Below are 19,678 nucleotides of genomic sequence, written 5' to 3' on the forward strand. Positions count from 1 at the left end.
TCTAAATCGCTTAGCGAACTAGACGCATTTCACGCTCAGCTTCAGTCAAAGAAGCAAGGAATGAATCACGTTCAAATACGCGGTTCATGTATATCTTAATTTCTTTTGAGCCAGGGCCAACAAGCTCAATACCAAGTTGAGGAAGACGCCACAAGAGTGGGGCTAAGTAACAATCGATCAGGCTGAATTCTTCACTCATGAAGTACTCGTACTCTGCAAAGATTGGCGCTAATGTCAAAAGATCATTACGTAGTTTAGTGCGCGCTTTCTCTGACTCTTCAGCGTTACCTTTCATTACTTTTTCTGCGAGTGAATACCAGTTGCGTTCGATACGGTACATCATTAAGCGGCTGTTGCCGCGAGCAACAGGGTAAACCGGCATTAGAGGCGGATGAGGAAAACGCTCGTCCAAGTACTCCATGATAATTTTTGAATCGTAAAGAGCTAGCTCACGGTCAACAAGAGTTGGCACTGATTTATATGGGTTTAGCTCAACAAGCTCAGCAGGAAGGTTGGCTTCATCAACAAGCTCAACTTCAACACTTACGCCTTTTTCAGCTAGTACAATGCGAACCTGATGGCTATACAAATCTGATGCACTCGAAAAAAGAGTCATCACAGAACGTTTATTGGCAGCTACAGCCATGGAGCCCTCCAGCACACTTACAAATAAAAACAAACAATGGAGGCTAAGCCTCCATTGTACATCAATTAAAATTGGGAATTAGCACAGTATTTTAGCACAATTAATGCACATCACGCCAATACTCTTTCTTAAGCATCACAACAATGATGGTTAGAATCACTAAGAAGCCCATAACCCACCAGCCTAATGCATGGCGTTCAAGTTGAACTGGGTCACCAGAGTAAACCAAAAAGTTGACCAGATCGCCTACCGCTTTATCGTATTCACCGTCACTAAACTCGCCAGTTCCGTCAGTTTTGGTGTCAACAACCACTTGCACTTCTTCACCGTCAACTATTTTTGTGTCGTAAATTGGGGTAGGAATACCTTGTAGCTCTTCTAGTACATGTGGCATACCGACACTCGGAAATACAATGTTGTTCACACCGAATGGACGAGATGGATCAACATAAAACGAACGTAAGTATGTATACAACCAATCCGCACCACGAACTCGGGCAACCAAAGTTAGATCTGGTGGCGGAGCACCAAACCAGTTTTCAGCTTGCTTTGATGGCATCGAGTTGACCATTAGATCACCGATTTTCGCCTCAGGATTGAAAATCAGGTTTTCCTTCATTAGGTCAGCTGGAATATCTAAGTCTGTTGCTACACGCCCATAACGCTGATATTGCGTTGAATGACAAGCAAAACAGTAGTTCATGAATAGCTTCGCACCATTTTGCAGCGAAGCTTTATCCGTCAGGTCAACAGGCGCTTTATCAAGCGACACATTGGCTCCAGCAGCCATCGCTAGAGATGGCAACATAGCAAATAGAATTACAATCCACTTCTTCATTTGAATGTCACCCTCTCTGGTAATGGTTTGGTTGCTTCATTTTTGCTGTAGAAGAAAAGCAGTACGAAGAACATGAAGTAACCCAAACTAAAGATCTGTGCTAGTAATGTGTATGTTGGAGTGGCAGGTAACGCACCCAAAATCCCCAGCGCAATGAAGCTAATAGTGAATTGGATAATATTCAATAGATGAAGTTTGCTACGGTAACGATACGAACGAACCTTACAACGATCCAACCACGGTAGAACAAACAGCACTGCAATCGAGGCCCCCATAAGGATCACGCCCAGCAGCTTATCTGGCACCGCACGTAAAATGGCATAAAACGGTGTGAAGTACCATACTGGAGCAATGTGCTCGGGGGTCTTCAATGGGTTTGCAGCTTCAAAGTTAGGCGGTTCAAGAAAGTAGCCCCCCATTTCTGGGTTGAAGAACAACACATAACAGAAGAAGAACAAGAAACCAGCGACACCAACTAAGTCCTTAACCGTGCCATACGGATGGAAAGGAATAGCATCGATGATATCGTACTTCTTAGTATAATCATCATGGAACTTAAACTGCGTTTTGTAATCGTCACCCATCGAACCTTTAGGCAGTTTAGTTTCTATACCGTCAGGGTTGTTTGAGCCGACTTCGTGTAGTGCCAATACGTGTAGTACAACCAGAAGTAATAGAACGATAGGCAGCGCAATAACGTGTAGTGCGAAGAAACGATTCAGCGTTGCACCAGAGATGATGTAGTCACCACGGATCCAAAGCGTTAAGTCGTCGCCGATAACAGGAATCGCACCAAACAGAGAAATGATTACCTGTGCCCCCCAGTATGACATTTGGCCCCATGGTAATAGATACCCCATGAAAGCTTCTGCCATCAGAACCAAGAAGATCAACATTCCGAAGATCCAAAGCAGCTCTCGAGGCTTTTGGTAAGAACCGTAGATCAAACCACGGAACATATGCAGATACACTACAACGAAGAATGCCGACGCGCCAGTTGAGTGCATGTAACGCAACAACCAACCATACTCTACGTCACGCATGATATATTCGATAGAAGCGAACGCTCCGTCACCGGAAGGAACATAGTTCATCGTCAACCAAATACCCGTTAATATTTGGTTAACAAGAACCAGCATTGCCAGAGAACCAAAAAGGTACCAAAAGTTGAAGTTCTTCGGCATAGGGTACTCAGATAAATGCTTTTTATAAGCATTCATTGCTGGAATACGCTTTTCTACCCAGTCTAACATTGCTTGCATTATGCATCCCCCTCATCAACACCCACAATGAGCTTGGTGTCGCTCAAATACATATGCTTAGGAACGACAAGGTTCAATGGAGCAGGTACCCCTTGAAACACTCGACCGGCCATATCGAACTTAGAGCCATGACAAGGGCAGAAGAAACCAGACCTAACGCCCTGAACCTGCTCAGAGAAAGAGTCCGCTAGATAGGTTGGTGAACAACCTAGATGAGTACAGAAACCAACTGCGACGAAAAACTCAGGATTAATTGAGCGAAACTCATTCTGAGCGTATTCGGGTTGCTGTTCCATTTCAGATTGTGGATCGCGAAGCTGATCGCTGATCGTTTTTAAGTTATCCAGAACGTTTTGAGTGCGGCGAACAATCCATACTGGTTTCCCCTGCCACTCAACACGAACCAGCTGACCTGGTTCAATTTTACTTATATCCACTTCCACCGGTGCGCCTGCCGCTTTGGCTTTAGCACTTGGGTTCCATGATTTTATAAAAGGCACGGCGACGGCAGCTGCCCCTAACCCACCAACAACTGCCGTTGTAGCGGTTAGAAAACGCCTGCGACCGTTATTTAAAGGCGCGTTGCTCATCCAAACATTCTCCCATTTGCTCCTTTTGGATCGTTATTATTCCACTTTATAAGAGCATGGCTAACAAATAATGAATTTAGTTCTAATAATTGGAGGGAAATGATAAAGAAAACCCTACTTTTTGACAAGATAAAGCTACCTTTTTGTAACATTTGTGAGGTAAATCGCTCACGTCGTCACAAAAGCGGCACTATTATAAAAAATTGAGGTGATTTGTAACAAGAAAGCACAACCTAGAAGCGCTATAAAAAGTTGCACATACCTTTTATATTGGTTGTTTCCAGCAGATTACGCAGTAAAAAAATTTCGATGTACTCATGACAAAGGGTATCTTTATATTATTATTTTAATTGCACGAGTAGCTAGGAAAGTAGGCCAGAAGTCACGCTGAAAAGTGTTGTGAGGATATTAAGAAAGAAAGATCGTCGCAATATGTGAATAAAGGATTTATTTTTCCATTAATGGAAAAACAAAAAGCTCGGCATGAGCCGAGCTTTTGATGCACAGTATCCAGAATAACTCTGGAAAAGCATAATTCCCAATAAAAGGAAATTAACGCTTAGAGAACTGTGGACGACGACGTGCTTTACGTAGACCGACTTTCTTACGTTCAACGCAACGTGCGTCACGAGTAACGTAGCCAGCTGCGCGTAGAGCAGGACGTAGAGACTCATCGTATTCCATAAGCGCGCGAGTGATACCGTGACGGATAGCACCAGCTTGACCAGAAATACCGCCGCCTTTAACTGTTACGTAAAGGTCTAGCTTTTCAGTTAGTTCAACTAGCTCTAGAGGTTGTTGTACAACCATACAAGCTGTTGGACGACCGAAGTATTCGTCAAGATTACGTTTATTTACTACAATGTTGCCGCTGCCTGGTTTAATGAAAACACGTGCAGCTGAGCTTTTGCGACGGCCAGTGCCGTAGTATTGATTCTCTGCCATTTTCGAAATCCCCAATTAGATGTCTAGTACTTGTGGTTGTTGAGCAACATGGTTGTGCTCAGCGCCCGCGTAAACTTTCAGCTTACGGTACATAGCACGGCCTAGAGGACCACGTGGAAGCATACCTTTGACTGCAAGCTCAAGAGCCATCTCAGGTTTACGATCGATCAACTTTTCAAAAGTGATAGATTTAAGACCACCTGGGAATTCAGAGTGACGGTAGTACACTTTGTTCTTAGCTTTGTTACCAGTTACAGCAACTTTCTCAGCATTGATAATGATGATGTAATCACCAGTGTCAACGTGAGGAGTGTATTCAGCTTTATGTTTGCCACGTAGGCGAGATGCAATTTCACTTGCTAGACGGCCAAGAGTTTTACCTTCAGCGTCTACAACGTACCAGTCGCGTTTTACCGTTTCTGGTTTAGCAACGAAAGTTTTCATGCTAACAATAACCCGTTAATTAAATTTAAACTTTAAAGGAACACCCAAATAGTGCTCCCACACTGTCTAAGAGCCCAGTCATCACCCCTTCGAGTCGTTGGTGCTCTCGACCTTCTATTTCGAAATAACTTCGATAGTCAGGTCTGCAGTAACGGTGGGTCGACAGATTATAGGGAAGAGCGAAGAAAAAATCACCTTTTTTTGCGCCAAATCACTAATTTTTTCTTCACTTTTTTTGAGAAACTGACAGATTTAAGCCAAATGCTCTCTTGCGAGATACTCATGGCTTTGCATCTCAGTCAGTCGAGACAAACAACGCTTAAACTCAAATTCTAACTGACCATCGGTGTATAAGTCCTCCATCGGAACTTCAGCGGAAATAATCAGCTTCACATTGCGCTCGTAAAACTCATCAACCAACGCAATAAAACGCCTAGCGGCATCGTCTAATTTTCGGTTCATCTGTTTAACATCAGCCAATAAAACCGTGTGATAAATACGAGATATTTCGATATAGTCATTTTGGCTTCGTGCAGTTTGGCATAACTGAGCGAAAGACGCATGCAAGACACCATCACTCGCCTCTATTACGACTAGCTGGCGATGATTAATCTCTATCTGGTGAACCGCCAGTTGCCGCTCCCCCGTCAGTTGATGATAATACATATTCAAGTTAAGGACAGCCTGTTCATCGAGCGGATAATGATATATCTCCGCTTGTTCAAGCGTTCTTAAACGATAGTCAACCCCACTATCAACATTGAGCACATCACAACGCGCTACAATCATATCAATAGCAGGGAGGAAACGTGCCCTCTGTAAACCATTGCGATATAAGTATTGAGGCTCTATGTTTGATGTCGCGACTAAAATCATCTGCCGCTGGAACATCTGCTGTAGCAAAGTGGCAAGGATCATGGCGTCGGTGATATCAGAAACAAAAAACTCGTCAAAACAGACCACGTCCGCTTCGCTTTTAAACGTATCTGCGACCTTAGACAACGGGTTTTCAACCTCACCCAGCTGCTTTAATTCATCATGAACTCGATACATAAAACGGTGGAAATGCACTCGCATCTTTCTCTTAGTAGGCAGAGAGTCATAAAACACATCCATCAGGTAAGTTTTGCCGCGACCTACCCCTCCCCAAAAGTACAGACCTTTTGGTGGCTCAGGTATTTCGACCTTTTTACCCATAAGTTTTTGCCATCTGGAAAGCTGAGGCACGGGGGTTGATTGAAACTCAGCCAGAGCATGGTAAAGCTTGTCCAAAGCAACGACCGCTTGTTGTTGGGCTTCATCACGTTGAAATCCACACTCTGCTATGTCTTTTTGATATTGTTCTAGTGGTGTCATCGTATTAAATCGTGTAGAGGTGCAAGGAAAAGTGCTACCTCGGGGGCCAACTTTGATAAATAGAGAAGTAGCTATCAGTCCCCCCGAAGACATACTGCTATTTTGCTTTATCGGCTGTTCAAGCCATAGTAACATGGACGAGCATCGTGTGTAACTAAGCAGTAAAAAACTTGTTAAAACAACTATAAGGAGCAGTTATGCCTTGGATCTATGCCATTGTGGGTTTGCTGGTCGGTACAATCGTAGGCGTAGTCATTAGTCGACTAACCACGCCTGAATATAAGAAACAAAAGTCTGTGCAGAAAGAGCTTGAAGCGGCCAAGTTTGCACTAGAGCAACAACGTCAAGAGCTCGTGGATCATTTTGCACAAACCGCCGAGATGTTAGATACCTTAGGCAAAGATTACACAAAACTATACCAACATATGGCAAAAACCGCTTCTGGACTTCTGCCAAACCTTCCTGAGCAAGACAACCCGTTTGATAAGACAACAGCGATGTCTTCAGAGCAAGCCGAAGAAGACCAGCCAGCGTTTGATGAACAACCAAAAGACTATGCCAATGGCGCAACCGGTCTTTTAAAGGATCGACAAAAAGAAGTTATTAATACGCCTGAAGCGGCCACCGCAAAAGCATCATAGCCCTCTATCCTTCCCATAAAGGTCGATGCATAGGTCAATTTGCATCGACCCTTTTTGAACTTTCCCCAACAACCTTGCTCTAACTTGGATGTGAACTGCCTCCCCCTTTTGATTATCCGAACTAGGCCCTATATTACTAATAGCGAGGATATTTCTTTTTGGCAGACATGTTTCAAGAGGAGTTATTGGATGAAAAAAACACTGCTTGCGTTAACCGTTCTATCTTTAAGTTTGAGTTCTATTCTTACGCCAATACAGGCAACAGCAGCATTGCCATTAAGTGTAGATGGCCAGCAGTTACCTAGCCTAGCACCGATGCTAGAGAAGGTAACCCCTGCGGTTGTAAGTATTGCAGTAGAAGGCAAACAAGTGCAAACCAGCCGTATTCCTGAGCAATTTCATTTTTTCTTCGGCCCTGATTTTCCGATGGAACAACGACGAGAGCGACCGTTCCGGGGGTTAGGGTCTGGTGTCATAATTGACGCCCCAAAAGGCCATATCGTAACTAACTATCACGTCATAAAAGGAGCAGACGAGATCCGAGTACGCCTCTATGATGGTCGCGAATATGACGCCGAGCTGGTTGGTGGTGACGAGATGGCCGACGTTGCTCTACTCAAGTTAGAGAAAGCGAAGAATCTAACGCAAATTAAAGTGGCAGATTCCGACAAACTGCGCGTCGGTGATTTTACCGTGGCGATTGGTAACCCATTCGGATTAGGGCAAACCGTGACCTCTGGGATTGTCTCTGCGCTTGGTCGTAGTGGCTTAAATGTTGAGAATTTTGAGAACTTCATCCAAACCGATGCCGCTATTAATAGCGGTAACTCAGGAGGCGCACTGGTTAATCTCAACGGCGAACTGATTGGTATTAACACAGCCATTTTAGGGCCTAACGGCGGTAACGTCGGCATCGGCTTTGCAATTCCATCTAATATGATGAAAAACCTCACCGACCAAATTTTAGAATTCGGTGAAGTCAAACGCGGCATGCTTGGCGTTCAAGGCGGTGAAGTTACGTCCGAATTGGCAGAGGCGCTCGGTTACGAGTCAAGCAAGGGGGCATTCATCGGCCAAGTCGTTCCAAATAGCGCGGCAGACAAAGCCGGTTTAAAAGCGGGTGACGTAATTGTGTCGGTCAATGGCAAAGCCATTAATACCTTCTCAGAACTTCGTGCGAAAGTCGCAACGCTTGGGGCAGGCAAAAAAATCACCTTAGGCGTCGTTCGTGACGGCAAGAATAAGAACTTTGATGTCACGCTTGGCGAGTCAAAAAATATGAAAGCCAAAGCGGAAACATTGCACGAAGGACTCAAGGGCGCTGAGTTAAGCAACACGACACCAAGTGATGCAATTCAAGGCGTTAAAGTATCGAGCGTTGCAGATAACTCTCCGGCTTCTCAATATCAATTACAACAAGGTGACATCATTATCGGTGTGAACCGTCAGCGCGTGAAAAACCTTGCTGAGCTCCGTGCAATCGTGGATAAACACAAAGGAGTATTGGCTCTGAATATTCAACGTGGCGAACGTACTATTTATCTAGTCATTCGTTAGTCACTTGCAAAGTAATAGGAAATAAGGTTTTCGATGCATACCAGCAAGTAATAAGCCTCGAATACTTTTCCTTATCGCTCAATAGCTAATGAAAAGGGCAGCACGATTCCGTGCTGCCCTTTTGTTATTTTTCAATGTAATGCTATTCTTCACCTTCTATGCCATTTTGGCGATCATGCATGGAGAGGATATGCTCAGCTTTTTATTACGCTCTGTCTTTTTAGGCTTAGCAACTGCTGCCGTTGTGTTACTGGCCGTTCCATCTTTGCGTAATAACGTAATACCTGCCGCACTGGATCCACAACCAGCCAAAATTGCCTCGCTTGAATTATCGTTCAATCAAGCGGTAAGAAAGGCCGCGCCGGCGGTGGTGAATATCTACAGCCGTAAATATGTTGAAAACGATCGTACTAAACTCTCCACCCAAGGCCTTGGTTCTGGGGTGATTGTGAGCGAAAAAGGCTACATCATTACCAATTACCATGTTGTTGCCCAAGCCGACCAAATCGTCGTGGCATTGCAAGATGGCAGAGCCGCTGCCGCTCAATTGGTCGGTACTGATAAACGCACCGATATTGCGGTTTTACGCGTTGAAGGTTCCAACCTACCAGTCATCCCATTAAACTCTGAATATAAACCGCAAGTCGGCGATGTTGTCCTCGCGATTGGTAATCCATACAACCTTGGACAAACGACCACATTCGGTATTATTTCAGCGACTGGACGCTCATCGATCAGTGATGGTCGCCAAGCCTTCATTCAAACCGACGCAGCGATTAATGAAGGTAACTCTGGTGGTGCATTAGTGAATACACAAGGGGAACTGGTCGGCATCAACACCGCTTCTTTCCAGCAAGCAACAGATTTAGAAACTTACGGGATTTCTTTTGCTATCCCTGCACCTCTGGCTAGCAAAATTATGCAAAAAATCATTGCAGATGGCCGCGTGATCCGCGGCTATATCGGGATTGATGGGCAAGATATTAACGCAGTAACCGCCCGGTTACTGGGCAACGAACATATTGGTGGTATTGTCGTGCTTGGTATTGACCCCAAAGGCCCGGCCAATGCTGCTGGCTTCCAGAAACAAGACATCATCATTAGTATTGATGGTAACAAAGTTCAAGGTCGACAAAGCGTCATGGATATCGTGACAGACTTACGTCCAGGGACAACGGTCGATGTAGGCATTATTCGCAAAGGAGAAGAGATGTCCTTGAAGGTGACCATCGCCGAAGACAAGCAAGCAGCATAAAAAATCCCAGCCATTGGCTGGGATTTTCGATTTATTCACTTTCGTTCGATTCTTCAGTTCTGGCAGATTTTTCCAGCTCAACTTCAATACGAGTCACTCGCTGCAAACCTCTTGGAAGCAAACTGCCTCGGCGACCACGTTCACCACGGAAGTTATCTAGGTCGGCTGATTTGAGACCCAACTTACGTTTTCCAGCATACAGTGTCAGTGAAGCCCCTTTCGGCAGTGACATCAAGTGAGATAAGACTTCTTCACGCTCTTTCGCTTTCGCTGCAGGAATGTTGATGATTTTGTTCCCCTTCCCTTTCGCCAATTGTGGCAGGTCTTTAATCGGGAATAACAACATACGTCCTTGATTAGTGATCGCTAAAATCTCATCTGAGTCTAGATTATCAACACCTTTGGGCGTCATAACCTCAGAGTTAGCAGGTAAGGTCACCAATGCTTTACCACTGCGGTTTTTAGACAGTAAATCTGCACCTTTACATACAAAACCATAACCCGCATCGGAACCCACCAGCCATAACTGATCTTCTTCACTCATGATCACTTGGCGAATACTGCTGCCTGCCGTGATGTTTAAGCGCCCCGTGATCGGCTCACCTTGGCTACGAGCCGATGGTAATGAATGCGACTCAAGTGAGTAACTTCTGCCGTCACTACCGAGGAAGACCGCAGGCTGATTACTCTTACCTCGAGCATGTGCGAGATACTTATCACCTGACTTGTAGTTCAACCCTTCAGCGTCGACCTCATGTCCTTTCGCGTGACGAATCCAACCTTTCTCTGATAGCACGACGGTGATTGGCTCACTTGGAACTAGATCACGTTCGGTCAATGCTTTCGCTTCTTCACGCTCAACAAGCGGAGAACGACGGTCATCGCCGTATTTCTCAGCATCCGCTTTGATCTCTTTTTTCAGTAGCGTGTTCAAGCGACGCTCAGAACCGAGTAGCTGCTCTAGCTTCTCACGCTCTTTTTCAAGTTCTTCTTGTTCGCCACGGATTTTCATCTCTTCTAGCTTCGCTAGATGGCGCAGCTTGGTATCTAAGATCGCATCAGCTTGGATATCCGTGACACCAAAACGCGTCATTAGAACCGCTTTAGGGTCGTCTTCCGTACGGATGATCTCAATCACTTCATCGAGGTTTAGGTATGCGACCAACAAACCTTCTAAGATGTGTAAACGAGCCATGACCTTATCTAGTCGGTACTGCAAGCGACGACGAACGGTCACACGACGGAACTCAATCCACTCAGATAAAATTTGAACCAAACCTTTCACTTGCGGCCGGTTATCCAAACCAATCATATTGAGGTTTACGCGGTAACTACGCTCCAGATCGGTTGAAGCGAACAAATGATTCATCAACTGATCGCAATCAACACGGTTTGAGCGAGGCACGATCACGATGCGAGTTGGGTTCTCATGATCCGATTCATCCCGAAGATCCTCGACCATCGGCAGTTTCTTCGCTCGCATCTGATTAGCAATCTGCTCAAGCAGTTTCGAGCCCGAAACCTGATGTGGAATCGCAGTGATCACCACTTCCGAGCCTTCTTTGTGCCACAATGCACGCATTTTAATGCTGCCACGACCACTGCGGTAAATCTTCTCTATATCCGCTTGAGGAGAAATGATCTCCGCTTCTGTCGGGTAATCCGGACCTTGTACATGCTGCATTACGTCAGGCAAATCTGCCTTTGGGTTGTCGATCAGATGGATGGTTGCATCAGCAATTTCACGGACATTGTGCGGTGGAATGTCGGTTGCCATACCAACCGCAATACCTGTTACACCATTAAGCAGAATGTGAGGTAAACGCGCTGGCAACATTTGCGGCTCTTTCATCGTGCCGTCAAAGTTTGGTTGCCATTCCACCGTGCCCTGACCAAGTTCACCCAGCAGTACTTCGGCAAACTTAGACAATTTCGCTTCAGTATAACGCATCGCTGCGAATGACTTCGGATCATCCGGCGCTCCCCAGTTACCTTGACCGTCAACTAACGGGTAGCGGTAAGAGAAAGGCTGAGCCATGAGTACCATTGCTTCGTAACAGGCCGAGTCACCATGCGGATGGTATTTACCCAGTACGTCACCAACAGTACGCGCTGATTTTTTGTATTTTGCTGATGCCGAAAGACCAAGCTCTGACATCGCGTAGATAATACGTCGTTGAACTGGTTTTAAACCATCGCCGATGTATGGCAATGCACGGTCCATAATGACGTACATTGAGTAGTTTAGATAAGCGTCTTCTGTGAACTTGCGCATTGGCAACTGTTCGACGCCATCGTAGGTAATTTCTGTAGACATCCGTTAAACCTCTGCCAAGTCACCGTTATTTTGTAGCCAAGAACGACGATCGTCTGCACGCTTTTTACCCAGCAGCATGTCCATCATTTCCATGGTTGCCGCAGAATCGTCGATGGTTAATTGCACCAAACGGCGCGTATTCGGATCCATGGTCGTCTCACGTAATTGAAGCGGGTTCATCTCACCCAGACCTTTGAATCGCTGTACGTTGATTTTGGCTTTTTTCTTCGATAGACGTTCTAAAATGCCATCTTTTTCATCATCGTCGAGCGCGTAGAACACTTCTTTCCCGCAATCGATCCGGTAAAGAGGCGGCATCGCCACGTAAATATGCCCCGCGTCGACTAAAGAGCCGAAGTGGCGAGTGAACAGAGCACACAGTAATGTCGCGATATGAAGACCATCAGAATCCGCATCGGCAAGGATACATATTTTACCGTAACGAAGACTCTCTAGGTTGTCGCTGTCAGGATCGATTCCTAAAGCCACCGAGATATCGTGCACTTCTTGGGAAGCCAAAACTTGGTCTGCTGACACTTCCCACGTATTCAAGATTTTACCACGCAGCGGCATCACCGCCTGGAACTCACGATCACGAGCTTGTTTTGCAGAGCCACCCGCCGAGTCCCCCTCCACGAAAAAGATTTCTGTGCGGTTTAAATCTTGGGCAGAACAATCTGTCAATTTACCGGGCAGCGCGGGTCCAGATGCGACTTTTTTACGCACAACTTTTTTTGCCGCTCGCATGCGACGATGCGCATTCGCAATGCAAACCTCTGCTAATTGTTCTGCTAGCTGAGGCTTTTCGTTCAACCAAAGACTAAACGCATCTTTTACTACACCAGAGACAAATGCCGCTGTTTGACGAGAAGACAGACGTTCTTTGGTTTGCCCTGCAAACTGCGGATCTTGGATTTTGACGGATAAGACGTAAGAGCAGCGATCAAATACATCATCACCGGTTAACTTCACACCACGAGGAAGTAAATTACGGAACTCACAGAACTCTCGCATTGCCTCAAGTAAACCTTGGCGTAAACCATTGACGTGTGTACCACCTTGAGGCGTAGGAATCAGGTTGACGTAGCTCTCGGTGATCATTTCACCGCCTTCAGGCTGCCAGATGACCGCCCAGTTTGCCGCTTCTGTCTCTGCGAGAAACTCACCAGTAAATGGCTGTTCAGGAATAACGGGGTAACCTTTTACACCTTCGACTAGATAATCTTTTAGACCATCTTCGTAGTACCACTTGTAGTCATTACCATTAACTTTATCGGTTAAGGTGATTTCAAGACCTGGGCACAATAAGGCTTTGGCACGTAAATTGTTTACCAAACGCGTAACAGAGAAATTAGCCGAGTCAAAGTATTTCGCTTCTGGCCAGAAGTGCACACTCGTACCACGGTTACGACGACCACATGTACCTGTTACGGTGAGATCTGATACTTTTTCACCGTGTTCAAAAGCAATTTCATACACTTGACCATCACGACGAACCGTGACCTCAACGCGTTTTGACAGCGCGTTTACCACCGAGATTCCTACCCCGTGGAGACCACCAGAAAATTGGTAATTTTTGTTGGAGAATTTACCACCTGCGTGCAGCTTACATAAGATCAGCTCCACACCTGATACTTTCTCTTCTGGATGGATATCAACAGGCATGCCTCGGCCATCATCGCTCACTTCCAATGATTGGTCAGCATGTAAGATGACTTGTACTTTTGAGGCATGTCCGGCTAGCGCTTCATCGACACTGTTATCGATAATTTCTTGGCCCAAATGGTTTGGCCGCGCTGTATCCGTATACATCCCTGGTCGGCGACGTACTGGCTCTAAGCCATTCAGTACTTCAATGGCACCTGCATTATATTGTTCAGTCATAATACGGAATTGTTCTCAAAGTTTATTTGTTGCCTTAGCATCACCAGTGGGTGAACCCATACTCAGGAAACGAAAAAGCCACCCTGTTTGTATCACTAAGTGTTTGTAAACATGATACGTAACAAAGTAGCCAGGGTCATCGACCCTTAAGATCTTTTGGCAAAACATAGTCGGAAAGCATACCGCTTATGTCAAGAAACGCTTGGATATATCAATAAAAACTATGAGCCTTTTCCAATCGTACGTTCGAATTACAGTTCTAGGAATGCAATAATCTCTGCAGGATAACGCTCAAAACCTACAAAACTGTGATCACCGCCTTGCTCTACTGTTTGCTTAGCGCCTGAAAACTTATCTACCGCTTGGCGATAATCTAAAACCTCATCTCCGGTTTGCTGCAAAAGCCAAAAAGAATGCGGCGATGCGATGCTTTGTACATCAAGAGCTTTTAACTCGTCAATATGACAAGCTTCAAGTGTATAGGTTTCATGCGTGTAAGGGTTAGTTTGTTCCCCCAAATAGTCTATTAAAAGCTCATAAGGTGCTACCGCTGGATTCACTACAACCGCTTTAAAACCAAACTTGGTATTCAACCACGTAGACATAAAGCCGCCTAATGAACTCCCTACTAAACCTATTTTGTAATCTGATTTATATTGCTCGACAATATCCAATAACCGTTGAGCGGCTTGCCCTGGAAAACACGGAATTTGTGGCGCAATCAATTTGATATCAGTACGTTGCTTTGCACAGTACTCTCTCATTAGATTTGCTTTCATAGAGCGCGGTGAACTGTTAAAACCGTGGATATACAGCAGTAGTGAAGGTTTACTCATAAAAAGTCTCACATACAAAGTAAGCACAGGGCTCGGGCAGGATTAATATCCGTTAGAAGAGAAATCTGGCTGGAACTGACCTTTAGGGAGGCGGTTCACTTGGGTCGTAATATCACCATTATCATGTAACTGTAACTCACGCCAGCCAGGCGACGTCGTATCGAGCGCAAAATCATCCGAATTAGGTTTAAATTGCACACACGTAGAAGGTGTCGCCATGACTCGTATGCCATTATGAAGAACGTTCATGTCTTGATGAACATGACCACAGAGAATGCCTTTTACGTTATCAAAACGGTTAACAACCTGCCAAAAAGCGTCTGCGTCTTTTAACGTATGCTGATCAAGCCATGCGCTTCCCACCAATAAGGGATGGTGATGCAGTAAAACAAGAGCATGCCGTTCTGGATACTCGACGAGCTTTTCTTCAAGCAGGACTAACTGTTGATCACTTAAGCGGCCGTGCGGTACGCCAACCACTTGAGAATCTAAAAGGATCAACTGCCAGTGCTTGCCAAGCAATGCGTGCTCTACCGCTTGAATTTGTGGTGAAGGTAGTACGCTGCCCATATTCGGCTTGTAGTCATGATTTCCCGGTAGCCAAAAACAGTCTTTTTCAAGCGGTTCAATGCCTTCGGCAAATCGCTGGTAAGATTCTGAGCTATGGTCTTGGGAAATGTCGCCTGTCGCCAAGATGTAATCAAACGCTACGTTGCGACGTAAAACCTCACCGACGACCGCCTTAAAACTATCGACTGTTTTTACGCTCAACAAACTTCCCTCATCGGCAGCGAAAAGATGCGTATCCGTGATTTGTAAAAGTTTGATGCTGTCACTAAATGCTTGCAAAATGAAAACCTGATTCGTCCACTATATATCGTTGTTTGTTATTTTCCTTTGTGACATGACGTGACGATCAATTGAAGGCAAGCGGTGTTCTACTGATACCACTTCGTAAACAAAACGTCAGCCATTCACCAAGGAATGTGTTTAATTGATGCTTTTCATCTTTCTGCATCAATTGGTCGTTGGGATAATCATATTTAGCTTTTATGCGAGAGAACTCTCCGCTTGAGCATACTTCAGCGACTCTCGCATCATGATAAAGCCTGACAGACATCGTCGGTAAAGGAAACACTGGCGTTTCATCACTCTGACATATCTCAACAACTGTGGTGTATTTTGTGATTTCATTAACGGTCAGTTGATAAACCATGCTCGCCGCTTGATAGCAACGTACATCCCCAACCTCGGCGGATATTGGCAACAGAGCATTTAACTTAGCGTAATTGGTCTCATAGGTTCTCATCAGACCAGCCAAATCAACATGATATTTTTTATTGTCAACTGCTTGAGCCATTATTTGCTCTCCACCGTTTGGGCCTGCCCCCATTGTGACTTCAACTTTTGATGGTGTAATTGCAACCATTGCAATGCAATGATCGATGCACCATTTTCAAATTTTCCGTCCCTCACCCATTGATACGCTTGCTCACGACTTAGCACATGAACTCGAATGTCTTCATGTTCATAGTCTAAACCATGAATACCATGCGCTTTAGATGCGTCCACTTCGCCAACAAATACATCTAGCTTTTCAGAACATCCTCCCGAAGACGGATAGTATGACGTTACCGTGGCAACACGCCCGATTTGGATTCCAGCTTCTTCTTCAGCTTCTCGACGAACCACTTCTTCAGCAGACTCATCACGATCGATCATGCCTGCCACGATCTCTAATTGCCATGGGTGTTGATGCTCTAATGCGCCAACTCGAATCTGCTCAATGATAACAACTTGATCTGTCTCTGGATCATAAGGAAGCATTGCAGCGGCGTGACCACGTTCGAACATTTCACGCTCGACAATCTCACTCCAACCGCCAGCGAATAACCTATGCTTAAAACGGTATTTCACCATTTTAAAGAAGCCTTCAAATAACGTTTCTTTCGAGATGACTTTTATATCTCGAGAAGTAAAATCCTTTTGTTGCTTGTCACACTGTTGCATTCAATACCTCTCTGAGTGAATCTTGTAGTTTACTCATTGTTATTCACTTGCTCAAAGGACTTGGCTCAACTTTTTGTACAATAGTTATAAATTATTTTAAGCCTTTACCCAAAACTTATTGCACAACCGGACAGTTAAATGTAAAAAAGTGCAAACTTTAGAGTAAATATCGTGCAAACTGAGTTAAACTACTGACAATTAACCACTCTATTGACCGCGGGAATAGAAAATGAAAAAATTGCTTCCACTATTTATCAGTGCAACGCTAGGTAGCATGAGCACATCTGCTTTCGCAGACTCTCTAGCTGAAATCTACGACTTAGCAAAACAAAATGATCCACAATTGCTCAGTGTAGCAGCACAGCGTGACCAAGCTTTCGAAGCAATCACCTCAAGCCGTAGCGCTCTATTGCCACAAATAAACCTAACAGCAGGTTACAATCTCACTCGTGGCGATACTGAATACGACTCAAGCCAACCTGACATGTCAAACGATGCCAACGCTCTAACCGCTGGTGTTAGCTTTTCACAAGCACTGTACAACCGCACCTCTTGGATCTCGTTGGATACTGCAGAGAAGAGCGCTCGCCAAGCTGATGCGACTTACGCCGCCATTCAACAAGGTTTGATCCTGCGTGTTTCACAAGCTTATTTTGAAGTTCTACGAGCTAAAGACAACTTGGTGTTTGTTCGCGCAGAAAAAGCAGCCGTTGGCCGACAACTCGAACAAACGAAGCAGCGTTTTGAAGTCGGTCTCTCTGCAATCACCGATGTACATGACGCACAAGCACAGTACGACCAAGTATTGGCCGATGAAGTCTTAGCAGAAAATGATTTAACCAACAGCTACGAGTCACTACGCGAGATTACGGGCCAAGCACACAAAAACCTTAATATCTTGGATACGGCACGTTTTACAGCGAGTCCATCGACAACGCCTGCTGAGTCTTTGGTTGAAGAGGCCAAAACCAAGAACTTAACCTTACTCTCTTCACGCATTCTTCAAGATATTGCGCGTGACAACATCTCACTAGCCAGCTCTGGTCACCTACCAACGCTCTCTCTAGATGGTGGTTACAATTACGGTGATACTTCTAACAGCGATCGTGATAACACAATGGATAACTTCAATATTGGTGTTAACCTTGCAGTACCACTTTACACGGGTGGTAACGTAACATCGCAAACCAAACAGGCTGAATACGCATACGTTGCAGCAAGTGAAGATCTTGAAGCACAATACCGTAGCGTAGTGAAAGAAGTTCGCGCACAAAACAACAACATCAATGCTTCTATCGGTGCGCTACGCGCTTACGAGCAGTCGGTCGTATCAGCTCGCTCTGCACTCGAAGCAACTGAAGCGGGTTTTGATGTCGGTACCCGTACGATTGTTGATGTACTGGATGCGACACGCCGCTTGTATGATGCAAATAAAAATCTATCGAACGCCCGTTACGACTATATTTTAAGTGTCCTTCAATTACGCCAAGCGGTTGGTACGCTTAGCGAACAAGATATCTTGGATGTGGATGCAGGCTTGAAAGCAGCAAAATAAGCGACTTCTGATTTACTCACAGACATATAAACTAAAACGCCAGTTGATCACTCAACTGGCGTTTTTTATTCAAGAGATATGCCATCAAAGGGTTGGCTGAGCTTACCCCTTACCGCCTTTAATCGCGTTGATGATTTCGCTGGTTGAACAACCATCTTCAAAGTTTAAGACACGAACCTCACCACCAGCAGCGATGACTTCTTTCCCACCCGCGATCTCTTCTGGTTTGTAATCACCACCTTTAACCAGCAAGCTTGGCAGAACTTCAGAAATCAGACGCTGAGGCGTATCTTCACTGAATGGGACGACCCAATCCACTGCGCCAAGACCCGCTAATACCGCCATACGACGATCCGTAGGGTTGACAGGCCGACCTGGCCCTTTCAAACGCTTTACTGATTCATCCGTATTGACCGCGACGATCAAACGGTCACCTAATTCCGCAGCATGGTTAAGGTAAGAAACATGGCCCGCGTGAAGAATATCAAAACAACCGTTAGTCATTACGACCTTCTCACCTTTCGCACGGGCTTTCTTCACCGCGTCAATCAGTGCCTTCTCCGAAATCACACCATAATCCGTATCTTGGCTTCCGTGAACGGCTTCTGCCAATTCGATTTCAGATAATGTTGATGTGCCTAACTTACCCACAACCACGCCAGCCGCCGCGTTCGCCAAGGCACACGCTTCTTCGAATGATTTACCCGCTGCCACAGAGGCCGCTAACACGGAGATAACGGTATCGCCAGCGCCGGTGACGTCATACACTTCTTTTGCTTGAGTCGGCAGGTGAAAGGGTTCTTGGCCGCGGCGGATCAGCGTCATACCATTTTCACTACGCGTCACCAACAATGCTTCAAAATCGAACGCTTCTACAAGCTCGAGAGCTTTTTCCGCCAGCTCTTGATCAGATTTCACTTTCCCGACAACATCTTCAAACTCTTTCATGTTTGGCGTTAATAACGTTGCACCGCGGTAGCGTTCGAAGTCGGCACCTTTAGGATCGATAAACACCGGAATATTCGCCGCTCGGGCTTTCTGAATATAAGCTTGAACGTGCTCTAGTGAACCTTTCGCGTAATCCGACATGATCACCGCTTTTACGTTGGGCAATGCCACATCCATACGAGATAAAACAGGAGCGGAATTGGTATTTTCGAATTTGTCTTCGAAATCCAAACGAATCAATTGCTGACCACGGCTCATCACACGTAACTTTGTGATGGTTGGATAGTCTGGAAGCGCGACAAAATCACACTTCACATTCAGAGAGCTAAGTGTATCCGTCAGCACTTTAGCTGGTTCATCTTCACCCGTCAGACCAACAATGTGAGCATGACCACCCAGTGACGCGATGTTCATCGCAACGTTGGCAGCACCACCCGGACGCTCTTCATTATTTTCTACTTTTACAACAGGAACCGGCGCTTCAGGAGAAATACGTCCGGTTGGGCCATACCAGTAACGATCTAGCATGACATCGCCGATGATGAGCACACCTGCGCTGCTGTAATCAGGTAGAATCGGTTTCATTATTGCTCT

General features: G+C 45.4%; 18 protein-coding genes. 4 read left to right on the top strand and 14 right to left on the bottom strand.

The annotated features are described in order from the left end of the window. Positions 1-10: 10 nt before the first annotated feature. The 7 genes from sspA to zapE form a co-directional block, all read right to left on the bottom strand. Positions 11-646 (bottom strand): stringent starvation protein SspA, encoded by a 636-nt coding sequence (gene sspA / locus ATG66_RS17695; RefSeq protein WP_098416545.1) that lies wholly within the window; start codon positions 644-646, stop codon positions 11-13. A 100-nt stretch (positions 647-746) separates the two neighbouring features. After that, on the bottom strand, positions 747-1,484 hold the full coding sequence (locus ATG66_RS17700) for a cytochrome c1 (RefSeq protein ID WP_098416546.1): 738 nt from the start codon (positions 1,482-1,484) through the stop codon (positions 747-749). Continuing rightward, the gene (locus ATG66_RS17705) at positions 1,481-2,746 is read right to left on the bottom strand and encodes a cytochrome b (protein ID WP_098416547.1); all 1,266 of its coding nucleotides are present in this window, start codon (positions 2,744-2,746) and stop codon (positions 1,481-1,483) included. Before ATG66_RS17705 ends, ATG66_RS17700 begins: the two co-directional genes overlap by 4 nt. Next, positions 2,746-3,336 (bottom strand): ubiquinol-cytochrome c reductase iron-sulfur subunit, encoded by a 591-nt coding sequence (gene petA / locus ATG66_RS17710; RefSeq protein WP_098416548.1) that lies wholly within the window; start codon positions 3,334-3,336, stop codon positions 2,746-2,748. The genes ATG66_RS17705 and petA overlap by 1 nt, the downstream gene beginning before the upstream one ends. Positions 3,337-3,888: 552 nt before the next feature. Next, positions 3,889-4,281 carry a 30S ribosomal protein S9 gene (gene rpsI, locus ATG66_RS17715; RefSeq protein WP_053396673.1) on the bottom strand — a complete coding sequence of 131 codons (393 nt, stop codon included), beginning with the start codon at positions 4,279-4,281 and terminating at the stop codon, positions 3,889-3,891. 15 nt (positions 4,282-4,296) lie between these two features. Further along, on the bottom strand, positions 4,297-4,725 hold the full coding sequence (gene rplM, locus ATG66_RS17720; protein ID WP_098416549.1) for a 50S ribosomal protein L13: 429 nt from the start codon (positions 4,723-4,725) through the stop codon (positions 4,297-4,299). Between the two features lie 252 nt (positions 4,726-4,977). Then, on the bottom strand, positions 4,978-6,081 hold the full coding sequence (gene zapE / locus ATG66_RS17730; RefSeq protein ID WP_098416550.1) for a cell division protein ZapE: 1,104 nt from the start codon (positions 6,079-6,081) through the stop codon (positions 4,978-4,980). A 197-nt stretch (positions 6,082-6,278) separates the two neighbouring features. Between zapE and zapG the strand changes: the two genes are divergently transcribed. The 3 genes from zapG (at position 6,279) to degS (ending at position 9,534) form a co-directional block, all read left to right on the top strand. Further along, complete coding sequence (zapG, locus tag ATG66_RS17735) at positions 6,279-6,722, top strand: Z-ring associated protein ZapG (RefSeq protein ID WP_098416551.1); 444 nt, start codon at positions 6,279-6,281, stop codon at positions 6,720-6,722. Positions 6,723-6,911: 189 nt separating this feature from the next. Beyond that, entirely contained in the window at positions 6,912-8,279 is a 1,368-nt protein-coding gene (locus tag ATG66_RS17740) for a Do family serine endopeptidase (RefSeq protein ID WP_098416552.1), read from the top strand. Between the two features lie 190 nt (positions 8,280-8,469). Then, on the top strand, positions 8,470-9,534 hold the full coding sequence (gene degS / locus ATG66_RS17745) for an outer membrane-stress sensor serine endopeptidase DegS (protein WP_098416553.1): 1,065 nt from the start codon (positions 8,470-8,472) through the stop codon (positions 9,532-9,534). Between the two features lie 31 nt (positions 9,535-9,565). Here degS and parC read toward each other — a convergent pair whose 3' ends face one another. The 6 genes from parC to nudF form a co-directional block, all read right to left on the bottom strand. Next, complete coding sequence (gene parC, locus ATG66_RS17750) at positions 9,566-11,851, bottom strand: DNA topoisomerase IV subunit A (protein WP_098416554.1); 2,286 nt, start codon at positions 11,849-11,851, stop codon at positions 9,566-9,568. Positions 11,852-11,854: 3 nt separating this feature from the next. Continuing rightward, entirely contained in the window at positions 11,855-13,735 is a 1,881-nt protein-coding gene (gene parE, locus ATG66_RS17755; protein WP_098416555.1) for a DNA topoisomerase IV subunit B, read from the bottom strand. A gap of 251 nt (positions 13,736-13,986) precedes the next feature. Next, entirely contained in the window at positions 13,987-14,571 is a 585-nt protein-coding gene (gene yqiA, locus ATG66_RS17760; protein WP_098416556.1) for an esterase YqiA, read from the bottom strand. A 42-nt stretch (positions 14,572-14,613) separates the two neighbouring features. Further along, positions 14,614-15,420, bottom strand: coding sequence for a 3',5'-cyclic-AMP phosphodiesterase (gene cpdA / locus ATG66_RS17765; protein ID WP_098416557.1), 807 nt, complete (start codon positions 15,418-15,420; stop codon positions 14,614-14,616). Between the two features lie 67 nt (positions 15,421-15,487). Next, positions 15,488-15,931 carry a DUF1249 family protein gene (locus ATG66_RS17770; protein WP_098416558.1) on the bottom strand — a complete coding sequence of 148 codons (444 nt, stop codon included), beginning with the start codon at positions 15,929-15,931 and terminating at the stop codon, positions 15,488-15,490. Then, complete coding sequence (gene nudF / locus ATG66_RS17775) at positions 15,931-16,581, bottom strand: ADP-ribose diphosphatase (RefSeq protein WP_098416559.1); 651 nt, start codon at positions 16,579-16,581, stop codon at positions 15,931-15,933. Before nudF ends, ATG66_RS17770 begins: the two co-directional genes overlap by 1 nt. A gap of 229 nt (positions 16,582-16,810) precedes the next feature. Here nudF and tolC point away from each other — a divergent pair, with 229 nt between their 5' ends. Then, complete coding sequence (gene tolC / locus ATG66_RS17780) at positions 16,811-18,136, top strand: outer membrane channel protein TolC (RefSeq protein ID WP_098416560.1); 1,326 nt, start codon at positions 16,811-16,813, stop codon at positions 18,134-18,136. A gap of 102 nt (positions 18,137-18,238) precedes the next feature. On the opposite strand, the gene hldE is transcribed toward tolC, so the two are convergent. Continuing rightward, the gene (gene hldE / locus ATG66_RS17785; RefSeq protein WP_098416561.1) at positions 18,239-19,669 is read right to left on the bottom strand and encodes a bifunctional D-glycero-beta-D-manno-heptose-7-phosphate kinase/D-glycero-beta-D-manno-heptose 1-phosphate adenylyltransferase HldE; all 1,431 of its coding nucleotides are present in this window, start codon (positions 19,667-19,669) and stop codon (positions 18,239-18,241) included. Positions 19,670-19,678 lie beyond the last annotated feature (9 nt).

The organism is Vibrio sp. ES.051 (assembly GCF_002563795.1).
Lineage (GTDB): Bacteria > Pseudomonadota > Gammaproteobacteria > Enterobacterales > Vibrionaceae > Vibrio.

What these genes read in the sequence shown, in the direction of transcription:
- ATG66_RS17770 (WP_098416558.1), bottom strand. Translation starts at nt 15,931, where the DNA reads ATGGCTCAAGCAGTTGACAATAAAAAATATCATGTTGATTTGGCTGGT.
- ATG66_RS17700 (WP_098416546.1), bottom strand. Translation starts at nt 1,484, where the DNA reads ATGAAGAAGTGGATTGTAATTCTATTTGCTATGTTGCCATCTCTAGCG.
- ATG66_RS17740 (WP_098416552.1), top strand. Translation starts at nt 6,912, where the DNA reads ATGAAAAAAACACTGCTTGCGTTAACCGTTCTATCTTTAAGTTTGAGT.
- nudF (WP_098416559.1), bottom strand. Translation starts at nt 16,581, where the DNA reads ATGCAACAGTGTGACAAGCAACAAAAGGATTTTACTTCTCGAGATATA.
- yqiA (WP_098416556.1), bottom strand. Translation starts at nt 14,571, where the DNA reads ATGAGTAAACCTTCACTACTGCTGTATATCCACGGTTTTAACAGTTCA.
- tolC (WP_098416560.1), top strand. Translation starts at nt 16,811, where the DNA reads ATGAAAAAATTGCTTCCACTATTTATCAGTGCAACGCTAGGTAGCATG.
- ATG66_RS17705 (WP_098416547.1), bottom strand. Translation starts at nt 2,746, where the DNA reads ATGCAAGCAATGTTAGACTGGGTAGAAAAGCGTATTCCAGCAATGAAT.
- zapE (WP_098416550.1), bottom strand. Translation starts at nt 6,081, where the DNA reads ATGACACCACTAGAACAATATCAAAAAGACATAGCAGAGTGTGGATTT.
- rpsI (WP_053396673.1), bottom strand. Translation starts at nt 4,281, where the DNA reads ATGGCAGAGAATCAATACTACGGCACTGGCCGTCGCAAAAGCTCAGCT.
- rplM (WP_098416549.1), bottom strand. Translation starts at nt 4,725, where the DNA reads ATGAAAACTTTCGTTGCTAAACCAGAAACGGTAAAACGCGACTGGTAC.
- degS (WP_098416553.1), top strand. Translation starts at nt 8,470, where the DNA reads ATGCTCAGCTTTTTATTACGCTCTGTCTTTTTAGGCTTAGCAACTGCT.
- sspA (WP_098416545.1), bottom strand. Translation starts at nt 646, where the DNA reads ATGGCTGTAGCTGCCAATAAACGTTCTGTGATGACTCTTTTTTCGAGT.
- hldE (WP_098416561.1), bottom strand. Translation starts at nt 19,669, where the DNA reads ATGAAACCGATTCTACCTGATTACAGCAGCGCAGGTGTGCTCATCATC.
- parC (WP_098416554.1), bottom strand. Translation starts at nt 11,851, where the DNA reads ATGTCTACAGAAATTACCTACGATGGCGTCGAACAGTTGCCAATGCGC.
- petA (WP_098416548.1), bottom strand. Translation starts at nt 3,336, where the DNA reads ATGAGCAACGCGCCTTTAAATAACGGTCGCAGGCGTTTTCTAACCGCT.
- parE (WP_098416555.1), bottom strand. Translation starts at nt 13,735, where the DNA reads ATGACTGAACAATATAATGCAGGTGCCATTGAAGTACTGAATGGCTTA.
- zapG (WP_098416551.1), top strand. Translation starts at nt 6,279, where the DNA reads ATGCCTTGGATCTATGCCATTGTGGGTTTGCTGGTCGGTACAATCGTA.